The following is a 15,083-nucleotide window of genomic DNA, read 5'->3' as shown; positions in this document are numbered from 1 at the left end:
GGACGAAGACGGCCCAAACTCTTTGGTCAAGTCCACCGTGATCGTCAGAATGTTCCCGGCCACCGTCATCTGCACGTTCTTCATCTCAGTGTCTCCTTAGGGACGCGGGGTGATGACGAAGCGGAAGCGGGCGTCGGGGCGGTCGTAGCGCGCGAAGGCGTCGTGGACCTCCTGGGCGGTGACGCGCTGATACTGGGCCGGGGCGTGCGCATAGATAGGATGAAGCGGCCGGCCTCTCGCTTGACGTGGTGGCCTAGGCTGTCCCACAAGGGCACACCGCGGTCAACGCCGCAGAGAGGAGAGGCCAGCCATGGACCATCTTGGCATCGACGTGCACAAGAAGGAAAGCCAGATTTGTATTCTGGCGGGGGGGGCGAGCTGATCGAGCAACGGATCCGCACCGAGCCCGAGCGCTTCGCGGCCGTGCTCGGGGAGCGGCCCCGGGCGCGCTCTATCTCCCTGATCCGCGCTCTCCTCCGCCAGCAGGGCTCCCGCGCGCCCTCCGGCAGCGCCGAGGCGTGTGTGCAGCGGGTCGCCGCCATGACGTTGCCGGGCCGGCTGTGCTCCACGATTGCCCCCGTGCTGGCGATCATGCGCCACCTCAACGCCCAGCTCGCGTACTCCGACGCAGCGATCGATCAGCGCGCCGCCCACGATGCGCGCGTCCAGCGTCTGCGCACCGTCCCCAGCATCGGCCCGGTCACCGCCACCGCCTTCGTCGCCACCCTCGATGATGTCCAGCGCGTCCGCCACGCCCACGCCCGGTGGCTCTTGATTCAAGCGGTCGTCTCCATTCTCCGGCGCCGCCCGCCCGCGGCCGCGGCGCTTTGGAGCTGGGCGCTGCGCATCGCCGCGCGCCGCGGCACGCAGGTCGCCGTCGTCGCGCTTGCCCGCCGGTTGGCGGGCATCCTCTATGCGCCCCTCCGGGATGGCAGCGTGTACGAGCCCCGCCCCGCTCAGTTTCCTGGACCGGTCGCCACGGTTCTCGAGGGAGTGACTGGACCGTCCGGTGAGCGCTCACGCCCTCGCCCCAGCCGAGCGCGAATAGAAGGCTGATGAACCTCGCGAGACCGGACGCCACTGCACACGACCTCAGCAGTGGACAAGACAAACGACACATAGGGAGACCCGACGGCTTGACACGGCCGGCCGCTTCATAGAAGGCCGGACACACGCTGTTCCCTCGGCTCCCTCGACGCGCGATACGGGTGGGCGACATGCGGCCTGTCCTGCGGGCGCCAGCCTGACACCCGGCATTGCGCGCGTCACCGGGGCGAAGGCGAGCGTCGGCACCGCGACCGCCCTCTCACCCGGGCCGTCCTGCGCCGCCACGGGCACGGTGGCGATGACGCGCGGGTGGCCCCCACAGCGGGGACAGGCGAGGACAGCGAGATCGAATACGCGGCGCATCAGCGCGGCCCAGGTCCACGGGTCCGGGGTACCGGCCGCGCGGGGGCTGGTCTCGAGCGAGCACGCGGTGGCGTCAGGGGCCGCGCGGCCGTAGCGGACGACCTGTGAGCGCCAGCGCGACCTCGATGCCAGCACGCCGTGTTAGAGCGCCAGGTTGATCTCGGGCCGCGGCGTCAAGGCCGCCAGCTTCTCCAAGAACTCCACCGGCTCGAAGAGCCGCTGCGTCGGCCCATCGCGCCTGGCCCGCTTGAGCGCCACCCGCACGCAGCCGTCGGCCAGGAGCCGGAGGCGGTCTTCGGCCAGCGGCGTGCATCCTGGGAGGGATCACTGCGCAACTCAATTACCAGGCAGGTAATGGCTCTTTCGCTCGTCCCCTATAACACGCTCCTTTTCTCTTCGGCCTTGTCCAGCCAGAAGCGCATCTCCATGTCGCGGTACATCGTGGTGGCAATGGTGAGGTGCTCCCTGGCCTCGTCCAGCCTTCCTGTGCGGCAGCACAGGGTCCCGCGTCCCAGGTGATAGTGGGCAACAAGCGGCCGCATCGCAAGAACCTCGGCGAGGCCAATCACCTCGCGGTACGCCATCTGCGTCGCTGGAATGTCCGGTTCCTCGGCGCTGGCGGCGATGTCCCCGAGGAGGCGATGGGCGTAGGCTCGCTGGCCGGTCTCGTGCCGTTCCTCGGCGGTGTGCAGGGCCCGGCGGGCCACGTCCAGGGCGGATTCCCGTTGACCGGCGAGGAGATAGGCTTGTCCGAGCCAGACCAGCCGGAGCGCGTGATTGGCCACGAGTCGCATCGTGACGGCCTGGGCGACCGTCTGTTCCAGCACGGCGACCGCGCGGTCGAGCTGATCCGCCAGCGAGTAGGCGACGCCGAGCGGCCCGGTGATGAAGGGGATCAGGAAGCGGATGTTCTCGAGCCGGGCGAGGACCAGGCCCTGCTCCAGGATCGGGATGGCCAGGTCGGCTCGCCCCTGGATCACGTAAAGAGTCCCGAGCCCGAACGCGGCTTGCACCCGGCTGTAGGTGTGATCGGCGGACTCGGCGATCCGCACAGCCTCTTCGCCGATCATCACTCCCTCGGCGAACTCGCCCCGCTCCGCGAGGGACCAGGCCAACCACGAGCGTGCCCACACTGAGGGAAAGGCCGCCATGCCGAACTGCTCTTGGACGAGGTCCCCGTGGAGGGAGGCCACCGTCTGATGAAATAGATCCACTGCCCGCCCATAGTTGCCGAGGGCATGATGCGCCTGACCAAGACGGCAGCCCGACACGATACGCATGGCGAAGTCTCCGAACGAGGAAGCGACCGCGAGGTCGCGCTCGGCGGTCTTGACGGCGCGCTCGTGCTCGCCTGCCCACCAGAGCTGGCCTGCGTTCTCCGGACCTCGGCCCAACACCCGGTCGATCTCGGCTGGAGAGGCAACCTCTCCCAGCTCTTTCAGGTATGTGAGCGCCTTGCTCCAGACCTCGCCTCGGAAGGCGTGGTGGACGAGTCGGGGGTGATGTTCGGCGAGCCGATCGGCATAGAGGCCTTCGATCGCGTTCACCACGCTCGCGTGGAGGGCGCGCCGCCGCTCCCCGAGCAGGCTCGCGTAGGCCACCTCGTGGGTGAGCGCGTGCTTGAACGTGTACTCGGCATCTGGGAGAAGCCGCGTCTCGTACAGGAACTCCGCCGACTGCAGCCGCCCGAGCGTTCCGACCAGATCGTCCTCGGAGACAGCGGTGATCGCCCGCAGCAGGGCGAGCGGGACATCCTTGCCGATGACCGATGCCGTCTGGAGTATGGCCTTGTCCTCAGGCGGGAGACGGTCGATCCTCGCCGCGAGGATGGCCTGGACAGTGGCGGGCACCTGGGCGACCTGCATCGCCTTCACGAGGCGGTAGTTGCCGGGCTCGCCAGCCAGGACTCCCGTCTCTACCAGGGCGCGCATACTCTCCTCGAGGAAAAACGGGTTGCCCTGGGCGCGCTCGATCAGGATGGACCTGAGAGGTGCCAGCGTGGCGTCGGCCCCGAGGAGGCTCGCGAGGAGGGACTCGGCCGTTTCCGGCGGGAGCGGGTCAAGGCGGATCTGCTCGTAGTAGGTCTTACCGCCCCAGCCGTGCCGATACTCGGGCCGATAGTTGACGAGCAGGAGCAGCCGGTGCGACGGCAAGCTCTCGACGAGGTCGTCGAGTAGCGCCTGGGTGTCCGCGTCGACCCAGTGGAGGTCCTCGAAAACGAGCAGCAAGGGCTGCACCTGGCTCTCGCGCAGCACCAGGCGCTTGACGGCGTCGAGCACGCGTCGCCGGCGCTGTTCGACGCCCAGACCCGTCCAGGCGGCATCCTCCGCGGGAACGTCGAGGAGGCCCTCGAGGGTCGGGAGCGCGGGCCGCAGGCTCTCGTCGAGCGCCAGGAGTCGTCCGATGAGCTTCTCGCGCACGCGTCGGGGGTCGTCCCTGTCCTCTACCCCGAAGTAGCCCTTGAGGAGATCGACGACGGGTAGGAAGCTGGACGCCTTGCCGTAGGAGACGGGGCTCGCCTCGAGCGTGAGCCAGCCAGCCGTCCGGTGCGAGTGGGCAAGCTCCCACACGAGGCGAGACTTGCCTACGCCGGGCTCGCCGACGAGCGCGACCACCTGACCATGTGCAGCGCCGGCCCGCTCGAGGGCGACGCGCAGCTGATCCATCTCCGCGTCGCGTCCGACAAACCGCGTGAGACCCCGGCCGGCGGATACTTGAAGTCGCGTCCGGGTCGAGGCGGCGCCGGCGAGCTCGAAGACCTCGACGGTCTCGCCGAGCCCCTTGACAGACACGGGCCCGAGCGACTTCACGCGGACGTGGCCTTCGACGAGCCGGAGGGTGCCGGGAGTCAGGAGGACGGAGCCCGGCTTCGCCATCTGCTCCATCCTGGCCGCGAGGTGGGTCGTCTGACCCACGGCGGTGTAATCCATGTGAAGGTCGCTTTCGATCGCCCGCACCACCACGTCGCCAGAGTTGAGCCCGACACGAATCTGGATCGGGACGCCGTGCGTGCGCTGCATGTCGTCGCCATAAGGGCGCACACGCTCTTGCATGCGGAGAGCCGCATAGCAGGCGCGCAGCGCGTGATCCTCATGGGCGAGGGGAGCACCGAACAGAGCCATGATGCCGTCGCCCATGACCTGGTTGACGGTGCCCTCGTAGTGGTGGACGGCTTCCATCATGCGTTCAAGGACCGGATCGAGTATGCGACGCGCCTCTTCGGGATCACGGTCGGCGAGCAGCTCCATGGAGCCCTTGAGGTCGGCGAAGAGGACGGTGACCTGCTTGCGCTCACCCTCCAGCGCGCCACGCGAGGTCAGAATGCGAGCCGCGAGATGCTTCGGCGTGTAGGACTCCGGCGTGGCGCGCTGCGGTGTCGTCGCCGGGGAAGCGAGGACTTCACCGCATCCGTTGCAGAAGCGACCCCCTGGGGTGTTGCCATGGCCGCATGCCGGGCAGGCGACGGCAAGGCTGGCGCCGCAGTTGCTGCAGAACCTGGCTGCGGGCGGATTCGGGTGCTGACACCGCGGACACGACATCGAAGCGGGTGGCGCCCGGCGCCGCTAGGCTCCTTCCTTCACCTCGATGATCTCGTCGGCCAGGAGACCGTGAGCCTCGCGATGGACGGCGGCCGCCGCTTCCCTGCTGGGGGCTTCGACGAGGCAGAAGACCTTGCCAGTGCCCTCGTCGTACCAGTAGCGGATGTAATTGACTCCGTGCTTGTGCTGGACCTGGAGGTCTTTCTGGTGCGCGTCTTTGACCGCGTCGCCCGTCAACCCGTCGATCTTGTTGTGCACGTCGAGATAGAGCGGCATTGGGGGCCTCCTCAGGCGTGTGAGGTCGCTTCCAGATTGGTGGCCGGAGTGTAGGGCAACCCACCGTCCACGGTCAAGAGTGACGGCCGATTTGCGCAGGTGAAAGCCTACGCCTCGCGGGACCAGGAGGCGAGGTTCCGGAGGCCGCCTCAGGTGCATAGCTGACATAAAGCCCGTTCTCGGACACGGCGGCCCTTGTCACAGCGCGGATGAACCGTGGCATCTCGCGCCGATCCTGTCAGTGCGCGCCTGACAAGTCAAACCCGCCGAACGATGGTATTCTCGGTAGCGTCATGACGAGCCGCATGCGCTGTCTTTCGGAGTGCCTGGCGGTGTTGTTCCTCGTCGCCGGGTGCGCCAGCCAAGTTCCCACGTACGTCGTCTCCCCCGCCAAGGGCCAGACGGCCCAGCAGATGGACAACGACACGTTCGACTGCAACCTCCAGGCGCAAAAGCAGACCGACTACAACCCCGACAAGGCGCTGACCGAGGGCGCCCTGGTGGGCCTGCTCGTCGGCGGGGCGGCAGGGGCGGGTCTCGGCGCTGCGGCGGGCGCGGCCGGCGGCATCGTCGGCACGGGCGCCTCGGTGGGCGCCATCGCGGGCGGTGGAATCGGCGCCACGCTCGGCGGCTCGTACCTCTACGACAAGGACCTGAACCAGACCCAGCGAGCCTACTATGCGTGTCTCGAAACGCGCGGCTACACCCTCGCCAAGTAGCCGGCGTGGCTGATCCCGCCCAGGGACGCTGGCGGGCGCTCTTCTTCCTCTCCCTGGCCGAGCTGGGCGCGCTGTCGCTCTGGTTCAGCGCCGCCGCCGTGCTTCCCGCGCTCTCACGCGAATGGGATCTCGGCGACGGCGGGCGCGCGGGGCTGACCATCGCCGTCCAGGCGGGCTTCATCCTCGGCACGCTGGGCTCGGCTCTCGCCAACCTGCCCGATATCGTCTCGCCCCGCCTGCTCATGCTCTGGAGCGCCGTGGCGGGCGCCGCGCTCAACGGGGCCCTCGCCCTCTGGATCGAGAGCCTCACGCCCGCGCTCGTGCTTCGCTTCGCGACGGGCCTCTGCATGGCGGGCGCCTATCCGCCGGCCATGAAGATCGTCGCCACATGGTTCCGCGAGGGGCGCGGGCTCGCCATCGGCATTCTCGTGGGCGCGCTCACCGTGGGCTCGGCCGCGCCGCACCTGATTCGCGGCATGACCGACCTGCCCTGGCGCGGGACCCTGCTCGCGGCCTCGGGGCTCTCGCTCGCGGCGGCGGCGCTCGTCTGGCTCTGCGTCACCGAGGGCCCCGACCGCTTCCCGCCCGCGCGCTTCGATCTGCGCATGGCGGGCGCCGTCTTTCGCGGGCGCGGACCGCGCCTGGCGTGCTTCGGTTACTTCGGTCACATGTGGGAGCTCTACCCGATGTGGGCCTGGCTCGGCGTCTTCCTGGCCGCGAGCCTCGAGGCCCGCGGCGGCGGCAGCTACCTGGGGCTCAACGCCCCGGCGGCGACCTTCGTCGCCATGGGGCTGGGCGGCGCGTTCGGCGCCTACGCAGGCGGCGCGCTCGCCGACCGCTGGGGCAGGACCGCGCTCACGATGGCGGCCATGGCGCTCTCAGGCCTCTGCGCGGCGATGATCGGTCTCTCGTTCGGCGGGCCGCCGGCGCTCACGTTCGCTCTCGCCGTGTTCTGGGGCATCACGGTGATCGCCGACTCGGCCCAGTTCTCGACGGCAGTGACGGAGCTCTCCCCGCCCGTCTACGTGGGCACCGCGCTCACAGCGCAGACCTGCGTGGGCTTCGCGCTGACCATGGTCTCCATCTGGCTCATCCCGCCGGTGGTGCGCATGGTCGGGTGGAGCTGGGCCTTCGCCATGCTGGCCCTGGGGCCGGCCTTGGGCGTGCTCGCCATGGCCCGGCTTCGCTCGTCACCAGAATCCCTCCGAATGGCGGGCGGCCGCCGCTAGCAGGCCTGCGGCCCTCGGGCTTGCCGAGGTGGCCGGAGCGCGCTAGCATCGACCAGGATGCTCACAACGCCGCTGCAGAGCGATCTCCTCGTCCCCATGTTCCGCGACGCGCGCGACATGCTCGTGCTTACGTGGGCGGGCGTCCGCGCGCCCTCCGGGGTGGCGCTCGACACGGCCGCCGCGCTCGGCCGCGGCATCCACAAGGCCGAGAAGGAGCTGACCGAGCGGCTGGTGGGCGGTTCTGACGAGGCAGCCCCGCTCCGGCTCGTGCCCGCGCACGTCGAGCGCATCGCCGACGCCATCGACGGGCTCATCCGCGCCTGCCAGCTGATGGAGGCCGAGGGCACGACCTTCACGGCGCGCGGGATGCGCGAGGTCAACGCGCTATTCGAACGCGCGGTCGAGCTGCTGGAGTGCGCGGGCGACCTGACGCTGACGGGCAACCGGGTGCTGACCCGCCACGTCGAGGTCGAGAGCATGCGCTTCCAGGACCTCGCCACCGAGTACGCCCGCGCCCACGAAGAGCGCATGGTCGAGGGCGTCTGCCGCCCGGCCTCCTCGAGCGCGTATCTCGCCATCCTCGACTACCTACGCGAAATAACGCGCCACTCCCGGCTCATCGCCCGCCGCATCGCCCCGCGCCCCGCTCCGGGCGAGGGGCCTTTGTTCCGTATGTAGGCTTCTCGCGGAACCTTTCGGTCCGCTCGGCGCTTCTAAAGGGCGTGGAGGTTTCCATGATCACATCCCGGATGACGATCGGCGCGGCGCTTCTGGCCTCCTTCCTGTCGCTGGGCGCAAGCTTGGCGCGCGCCGACAGCATCACCCAGGCGGGCAACTCGGGCACTATTACCCTCGATTGGCAGGCAACCCAGGACAGCAAGGGCCGGCCTCTCATCGTGGGCCGCGTCACGACGTACGGCGGCATGTCCGGCTACTGCATCCCGCGCCTCTTGGTGGAAACGCTCGACGCGCAAGGGCAGGTCACCGCACAGCGGATGGGCTTCATCCCAGGCTACGTCGGCGGCTTCGACAACGTCTACTTCGAGGAGCCGATCCGGGCGCCCGGTCCGGGCTATCGCGTCAGCATCGCGTCGTGGGACAAGTGCGGTGGTGGCGGTCAGTAGACGACTTCCCGCGCTGCTGCTGGCCGTGACGCTCGGCGCCTGCGCCGCCCAGGGCCAGGTCCGGCAACAGGACATGGCCGTCACGTTCAGCGACGGCCGTTTTCAGGTGACGTGGGAGACCGCCCAGACGAAGAAGGGCTCGCCGCTGATCGCTGGTTACGTCCAGAACACCCGCGGGAACGGCGCCGCGAATATTCGCCTGCAGGTCGAGACGCTCGACGCCCAGGGCCAGGTTATCGCGACCGCCACCGCTCTCGCGCCGGGCTATCTCGGCAGCTTCAGCCGCACCTCTTTCGAAGTGCCCCTCGAGAAGACCGGCGTCGGATATCGCGTCAGCATCATCGGCTGGGACCCTGCCGGCAACGGGCAGTAGCGCGCGGGTCAGGCGATCTTGTCGTAGACCCCGGGGGGGATGAGGCGGTAGACCTGCAGCGGCTGCGAGACGTTCTTGAAGCTCTTCTCGCCGAGGTTCTCCAGCACGAAGGCGCCCCGGACGCGCTCGGCGGTCGTGGGGCCGACGACGATCTCATCGCCCTGCGCCGAGCCCGCGAAGCGCGCGGCCAGGTTGGTCGTGGGCCCCGTCGCTGTAAACGTCCACCTCTGAGACCCCGCGCCGCCGATCTTGGTGGCGCCGACCCAGGCCTCTCCCGTGTTGATGCCCATGTGCAGCGCCACGGACGGAAAGACACCGGCGTGCTCTTCGTTCAGATCCACGGTGCGCTGGCGGATCGTGAGGGCGGCGCGCGCGGCGTTGAGCGCGTGGTCCACGGGGCCGCGGCCGGGCTCGCGGCTCTTGGACTGGAAGATGACCATGAGCCCGTCGCCCGCCGTCTCGTTCACGTCGCCCTGGTGCTTGCGGATGATCTCGAGGAATGCCGAGAAGTAGGTCTGCACGAGCTGGTTCAGCCGCTTGGCCTCGACCTGCTCGGAGAGACGCGTGTAGCCCGCGATGTCGAGGAAGAGGACGGAGACCTCCTCCTGGTGCTTCTCCAGCTGGGTCGCCGACGGGTCGCGCTCGAGCAGCTCCTTGACGGCGTCGGGCACGAACTTGGACAGCTCGCCCTTGAGCTGCTCGAGCACTTCGAGCCGCTGGCGCGAGGCCTGGAGCTCGTCGAGCGTGGTCGCGAGCTCGCGGTTGCGGGTTTCGAGGCTCTGCTGGGCCGTAGACAGTCGCTCGGTCATGTCGTTGAAGGCCGAGCCCAGCCCCGCCAGCTCGTCGCCCGACGTCGTGCGCGCGCGCACGGCGAAGTCTCCCTCGCCGATCTTGTGGGCCACCTGCGCCAGCTCCTGGATGGGGCGCACCACCACGCGCCGCATGACCAGCGCGAGGACACCGGCGGCAACGAAGATGGTCAGGATCGCCACCAGCGTCTGCCGGTTGCGCTGCTCGCGCACGGCCGCCAGCACGGGCTCCATGGACGTGGCCACGCGCACGACGGCGCGGACCTTGTGGTCGGTGCCGTGGCAGCCCTGGCAGCGCTCCTGGTTGGCGACGGGCTGGTGCAGCGTGAAGAGCATCTGCCCGTTGACGCTGTCGATGGACTCCTGGGTCTTGAGCGTGTCGACGGCCCGCTGGAAGAGCGGCCCGGTCATCGGCGGCCCCGCCGGCCGCGCCATCTTCTCGATGCTCGCCATCACGCCCTTCGGCAGGTCGGCCTCCTTCGCGACCTGCCGGAGCGTGTCCGTGTCGGTAAAGGCCTCGACGCCGTTGCGCCGGTAGACGGTCAGCCCCTCGACCGGCGTGTTCTTCTGCATCTCGAGGATCTGCATCCGGGCGATGTCGGGCCGCTCCTGGAGCATGGCGGCCTCGATGTTGGCGGTGAGCGCGGCCGTGAGGCGGCGCGCGGCGATCTTGCTCTGCTCGACTAGGAGGTCGGCCTCGCGCTGGATGGATAGGATGGTCGAGATGCCAAAGCCGACGATCAGCACCACGACGATGAGGACCGTGATCTTGACGGTGAGCGGGGCGGGGGGCAGCTTCACGGGCTAGAGCGTACCGCGGCAGTCCGCGACGTGCAATCGGGGGGCGCGCAATCGGACCTGCTCACACACGGGTGGCCCGGCCGGCCCAGTAGGGCTCGCGGAGCACGCGCTTGAGGAGCTTGCCCGCGGCATCCCGCGGGAAGTCGTCGTGGAAGGTCACCTCGCGCGGGACCTTGTAGCCGGCCAGGTGCCGGCGCGCGAACGTGATGACGCCCTCGGCGGTGAGGCGCGCGGCCGGGCGAGGCTGGACGGCGGCGTGGACGCGCTCGCCCCAGTCGTCGTCCGGCACGCCGAAGACTGCCACGTCCTGGATGTCCGGGTGGCGGTGGAGCGCGTCCTCGACCTCCGCGGGATAGATGTTGACGCCGGCCGAGATGATCATGTCGCGCTTGCGGTCGCAGATGTAGTAGAAGCCGTCGGCGTCCATATACGCGACGTCGCCCACCGAGTACCAGTCCCCGCGGCGCAGCCGGGCGGTCGCGTCGGGATCCTTGTAGTACTCGTCGAGGATGCCGGAGAAGTGCTTGACGTAGAGCTCGCCGGGCTCGCCCACGGGCACGGCGTTGCCGTCGTCGTCGAGAAGGGCGATCTCCTTGCCCGGCGCGGCGCGGCCGCAGGAGCCGGGCTTTCGCAGCACGTCTTCCGGCCTCAGGACCGTGTTCACGCCGAGCTCGCTCGAGCCGTAGAACTCGTAGAGCGCGGGACCGAAGTACTCGACCACGGCCTCCTTGACGTTCATCGGACAGGGCGCCGCCGCCATGATGATGGCCCTCATGGAGGATACGTCGTAGCGGGCCCGCACGGATGCGGGCAGGTCCATAATGCGCTTGAGCAGGGTCGGGGCCATGAAGGTGCTGGTGCAGCGGTGGCGCTGGATCTCCTCGAGCGCCCGCTCGGGGACGAACTTCGGCATGATCACGACCGTGGCGCCGACGATGTGCGCGTAGAGCGCGAGGCCGCCGGGCGCCGAGTGGTACATGGGGCCCGCGACCAGGTGGACGTGGTTCGGGTCGAGAAGGTCCATCGCCCGGAGCGTCTCCATCAGCCCCTGCGTGTCGATGCCGCGGCGGAGCGCGCCCTTGGGCTTCCCCGTAGTCCCGCCCGTATAGATGATGGAGGCGCCAAAGGCCGCGCCTGACGGCAGCTCGACGGGCTCGGGGCTCCCCTGCGCCAGTAGATCGTCGAGGTGCACGGCCCAGTCGCGCCGCTCCGCGCCCATGAGGATCCAGTGCCTGACCTTCCGGGCCCCGGCGCGGACAGCCTCGCAGACCGGCAGGAACTGGTCGCTCGCGAAGACGGCCGCGGCGTCCGAGTGGTCGAGGATGTAGGCGACCTCCTCCGCCACCAGCCGATGATTCATGGGCGCCGGGATGAGCCCGGCCGCCCGCGCGCCCGTGCCGGCGAGATAGTGCTCGAGCGAGTTGGCGGCGTAGACGATGACGGTGGCGCCCGGCTCGAGCCCGAGCCCCAGGAGCGCGTGGCCCAGGCGGTTCCGGCGCTCGACGAGCTCGGCCCACGACCACACCCGGTCGCCCTCGATGAGCGCGGGCTTGTCGGGGTGGCGGGCGGCATGGGCGGTCAGGATGTCCATCTCAGCCGCCTACACCGGAGCCATCAGCCGCCTACACCAAGGTACGTCGTCGTGATCTCGTGGTCGGCCCGGAGCGCGTCCGGTGTGCCTTCGAACACGATGGTGCCGTGATCGATGATGTAGACGCGGTCCGCGAGGCCGAGCGCCATCTCGGCGTTCTGCTCGACCAGCAGCATGCTGACGCGCTCGCGCTTGAGCTCGCGAATCGTCCCCATGACCGTCTCGACCACCAACGGCGCCAGCCCCTGGGACGGCTCGTCCAGGAGGAGCAGCTCCGGCCCGGTCAGCAGGGAGCGGGCGATGGCCAGCATCTGCTGCTCCCCGCCCGAGAGCAAGCGCCCCTTGCGGTCCATCAGCTCGCGGAGCTTCGGAAAGCGCTCGAGCACGCTCTCCATCGGCCATCGCGAGCCCGGCCGGCGTGCGATCTCGAGATTCTCTCGCGCCGTGAGATAGGAAAAGATGCCGCGGGTCTCGGGCACGAGCGCGATGCCGAGCCGAGAGATCCGGTGAGCGGGGAGGCCAACAATGTTGGCGCCCTTGTAGCTGATCTCGCCGCTCCGTGGCGCCGTGAGCCCGGTGATGGAGCGCAGCGTCGTGGTCTTGCCCGCGCCGTTCCGCCCCAGGAGCGCCACGACCTCGCCCTCGCCGACGCGCAGGGAGAGGCCGTGGAGGATGTGGCCGAGCCCGTAGTAAGTGTCGATGCCGCGAATGTCGAGGATCATGGCGGCGCGATGCCCCCCAGGTAGGCGCGGCGGACTTCCGCATTCCGCTGGATCTCCGCCGGGGTGCCTTCCGCGATCACACTGCCGAAATGCATGACCGAGATCCGGTCTGACATCGTCATCACGACGTCGATCTTGTGCTCGATCAGGATGATTGTGTAGCGGCCCTTGAACTTCCGCACGAGCGCGACCATTTTTTGCGTCTCGTCCGGTGAAAGCCCCGCGGCGGGCTCGTCGAGCAGCAAGAGGCGAGGAGAAGCCGCCAGCGCGATGGCCAGCTCGAGTTGCCTCTGCTCGCCGTGAGAGATCTCGCGGGCCGGCAGGCTCGCCTTCTCGCCAAGCCCCACCTCCCCCAGCACCTCGAGCGCCCGCCGCGTGAGCTCCGGGTAACGGTCGGCCCGGCGCCACGCGAGTCCCCGCCAGGACTCCTGCCGGGCAAAGGCCGCCAGCCAAACGTTGTCCAGGATGGACAGCGTGGGAAAGATGCTGGTGCGCTGGAACGATCGCGCGATGCCGAGGTGGGCGATACCGTGCGGCGGCGTCCCCGCGATGTCGCGCCCGTCGAAGATGATCCGGCCCGACGTCGGCGCCTGCTGTCCCGTCAGCAGGTTGAAGAACGTGGTCTTGCCGGCGCCGTTGGGCCCGATGACCGAATGCAGCGAGCCCTCCTCGACCTCGAGCGTGACCGCGTTGACCGCGGTCAGCGCCCCGAAGGACTTCGTGAGCGACCCGGTTCTAATGAGACGCATCGGCCTGTGTAGCGGCGGGGGCACGATGCGCCGCGCGCCACGCCCAGAAGCGCGCCCACGCCTCGACCACCCCGCCCCGGAAAAACAGCACCACGATCACGAACGCGACGCCGAGCAGCAGCGGCCAGCGCGCCCACATGGAGCTGACCGACTCCGACAGCCAGATGAACACGAACGAGCCGATCACGGGCCCGTAGAGGGAGCCCGAGCCGCCGATGAGCGTGGCGAAGACGACATTGCCGGAGAACACGAAGCCGATGGATTCGAGCGGCACGATGCCGAAGAGCATGGCGTAGAGCACTCCGGCCAGCCCCGAGAAGGCGCCGCCCACCACGAAGGCGGCAAGCTTCACGCGAGGAACGTTGTAGCCCAGGGCTTCAGCCCGCAGCTCGTTCTCGCGGATGGCCTGCAAGATCTTGCCGAGCGGCGACTCGACGATGCGCTTCATGACCCAGAGCGAGAGGAGGAAGAGCAGGGCAACGGCCGCGTAGTAGGCGAGCGGGGCGTGGATGTCGAGCCCGAGAACGCTCGGCCGCGGGATGCCGGGCATGCCGTCCTCGCCCCCGGTGACCGTCGTCCACTGGTAGGCCGTAAAGTAGAACATCTGGTTCAGCGCGAAGGTCAGCATGATGAAGTAGAGGCCGGAGCGCTGGACGCAGAGGTAGCCGACGACGGCCGCCGACACGGCGCCCACCACGATGCCGACGCCGAGCGCCAGCAGGACGTTGACCCCGTAGTACTTCAGCAGGTACCCGGCCACGTACGCGGCCGAGCCGAAGAACGTGGCCTGGCCGAACGAGAGCAGCCCCGTGTAGCCCATGAGCAGGTTCAGGCCGAGCCCAAAGATCGCGAAGATCCAGATCTCGGTGGCGATAGCGTGCCGGACGAAGACCGGGAGCAGGACGACCGCGGCCAGGATGGCCAGCCAGGCCTTCGTGCTCCCACTCATCGGATGCCGAACAACCCTTGAGGCCGCACGAGGAGGACGGCCGCCATGACGGCGAAGATGACGGCTACAGAGGCTTCGGGCCAGAAGAGCGCCACGAGGCTCTGGGCCACGCCGACGAGCAATCCTGCCACGATGGAGCCCAGCAGGTTGCCGAGCCCCGCCAGCGCGACGACGACGAAGGCGATGCCGAGCATGTCCACGCCCATCCAGGGGTTCAGGCCCCGGATCGGCGCGGTCAGGGCGCCGGCTATCCCGGCCAGGACGCAGCCCATCGCGAAGGCCGCGGTGAAGAGGCGGTGGATGTCGATGCCGAGGAGGGAGACCATCTCCTTGTCCTCGATGCCCGCGCGCATGATGGCCCCGTAGCGCGTCTTCTCGAGGAAGAGCCAGGCGCCGAATACGAGAAGCGCGGCCGCGACCATCACGAAGAGGCGGTACTTCGGGTAGAACGTGATGCCGAGGTTGACGCCGCCCCGAAGGAGAGGCGGCGGGAGCTGGCTCATGCCGACGGGGCTCCAGACGATGATGATGCCCTCCGTGACGATGAGCGAGAGCCCGAACGTGAGCAGGAGCTGATAGTCGTGGCCGGCTTTGTACAGCGGCCGGATCCCGCCGTACTCGATCAGTACGCCCAGGAGCCCGACTCCGAGTGGCGCGAGCACGAGGAGCGCGGCCGCGAGCATCACGAAGAGGCGGTACTTCGGGTAGAACGTGATGCCGAGGTTGACGCCGCCCCGCAGCAGAGGCGGCGGGAGCTGGCTCATGCCGACGGGGCTCCAGACGATGATGATG

At 69.0% G+C, this 15,083-nt stretch carries 14 protein-coding genes; 6 read left to right on the top strand and 8 right to left on the bottom strand.

What is annotated here, in order from left to right; all coding sequences use genetic code 11:
• Positions 1-354 precede the first annotated feature (354 nt).
• Positions 355-1,056 carry a hypothetical protein gene (locus VGV06_03660; protein HEV2054253.1) on the top strand — a complete coding sequence of 234 codons (702 nt, stop codon included), beginning with the start codon at positions 355-357 and terminating at the stop codon, positions 1,054-1,056.
• Between the two features lie 728 nt (positions 1,057-1,784).
• On the opposite strand, the gene VGV06_03655 is transcribed toward VGV06_03660, so the two are convergent.
• Entirely contained in the window at positions 1,785-4,949 is a 3,165-nt protein-coding gene (locus tag VGV06_03655; protein HEV2054252.1) for an adenylate/guanylate cyclase domain-containing protein, read from the bottom strand.
• A gap of 24 nt (positions 4,950-4,973) precedes the next feature.
• Positions 4,974-5,225, bottom strand: coding sequence for a DUF4242 domain-containing protein (locus tag VGV06_03650; GenBank protein ID HEV2054251.1), 252 nt, complete (start codon positions 5,223-5,225; stop codon positions 4,974-4,976).
• A gap of 305 nt (positions 5,226-5,530) precedes the next feature.
• Between VGV06_03650 and VGV06_03645 the strand changes: the two genes are divergently transcribed.
• The 5 genes from VGV06_03645 to VGV06_03625 are packed head-to-tail and all read left to right on the top strand — an operon-like array spanning position 5,531 to position 8,670.
• Positions 5,531-5,944 carry a hypothetical protein gene (locus tag VGV06_03645; GenBank protein HEV2054250.1) on the top strand — a complete coding sequence of 138 codons (414 nt, stop codon included), beginning with the start codon at positions 5,531-5,533 and terminating at the stop codon, positions 5,942-5,944.
• A gap of 5 nt (positions 5,945-5,949) precedes the next feature.
• On the top strand, positions 5,950-7,173 hold the full coding sequence (locus VGV06_03640; protein ID HEV2054249.1) for an MFS transporter: 1,224 nt from the start codon (positions 5,950-5,952) through the stop codon (positions 7,171-7,173).
• A gap of 57 nt (positions 7,174-7,230) precedes the next feature.
• Positions 7,231-7,851 carry a hypothetical protein gene (locus VGV06_03635; GenBank protein ID HEV2054248.1) on the top strand — a complete coding sequence of 207 codons (621 nt, stop codon included), beginning with the start codon at positions 7,231-7,233 and terminating at the stop codon, positions 7,849-7,851.
• Positions 7,852-7,907: 56 nt separating this feature from the next.
• Positions 7,908-8,297 carry a hypothetical protein gene (locus VGV06_03630; protein HEV2054247.1) on the top strand — a complete coding sequence of 130 codons (390 nt, stop codon included), beginning with the start codon at positions 7,908-7,910 and terminating at the stop codon, positions 8,295-8,297.
• The gene (locus VGV06_03625; protein HEV2054246.1) at positions 8,284-8,670 is read left to right on the top strand and encodes an FxLYD domain-containing protein; all 387 of its coding nucleotides are present in this window, start codon (positions 8,284-8,286) and stop codon (positions 8,668-8,670) included. Before VGV06_03630 ends, VGV06_03625 begins: the two co-directional genes overlap by 14 nt.
• 8 nt (positions 8,671-8,678) lie before the next feature.
• Here VGV06_03625 and VGV06_03620 read toward each other — a convergent pair whose 3' ends face one another.
• The 6 genes from VGV06_03620 to VGV06_03595 all read right to left on the bottom strand — a co-directional run.
• Entirely contained in the window at positions 8,679-10,280 is a 1,602-nt protein-coding gene (locus VGV06_03620) for an adenylate/guanylate cyclase domain-containing protein (protein ID HEV2054245.1), read from the bottom strand.
• A gap of 61 nt (positions 10,281-10,341) precedes the next feature.
• On the bottom strand, positions 10,342-11,871 hold the full coding sequence (locus VGV06_03615; GenBank protein HEV2054244.1) for an AMP-binding protein: 1,530 nt from the start codon (positions 11,869-11,871) through the stop codon (positions 10,342-10,344).
• 23 nt (positions 11,872-11,894) lie between these two features.
• Positions 11,895-12,593: an ABC transporter ATP-binding protein gene (locus tag VGV06_03610; GenBank protein HEV2054243.1), complete on the bottom strand. Its 699-nt coding sequence runs from the start codon at positions 12,591-12,593 to the stop codon at positions 11,895-11,897.
• Complete coding sequence (locus VGV06_03605; GenBank protein HEV2054242.1) at positions 12,590-13,342, bottom strand: ABC transporter ATP-binding protein; 753 nt, start codon at positions 13,340-13,342, stop codon at positions 12,590-12,592. Before VGV06_03605 ends, VGV06_03610 begins: the two co-directional genes overlap by 4 nt.
• Positions 13,329-14,291 carry a branched-chain amino acid ABC transporter permease gene (locus VGV06_03600; GenBank protein HEV2054241.1) on the bottom strand — a complete coding sequence of 321 codons (963 nt, stop codon included), beginning with the start codon at positions 14,289-14,291 and terminating at the stop codon, positions 13,329-13,331. Before VGV06_03600 ends, VGV06_03605 begins: the two co-directional genes overlap by 14 nt.
• On the bottom strand, positions 14,288-15,083 hold a 796-nt coding region (locus VGV06_03595), incomplete at its 5' end, for a branched-chain amino acid ABC transporter permease (protein ID HEV2054240.1). The genes VGV06_03595 and VGV06_03600, both read right to left, overlap by 4 nt.

Source organism: Candidatus Methylomirabilota bacterium (genome assembly GCA_035936835.1).
Taxonomy (GTDB): Bacteria; Methylomirabilota; Methylomirabilia; order Rokubacteriales; family CSP1-6; genus AR37.
Note: the sequence above shows the minus strand (reverse complement) of the source record. Positions and strands in the feature narration are given on the sequence as shown.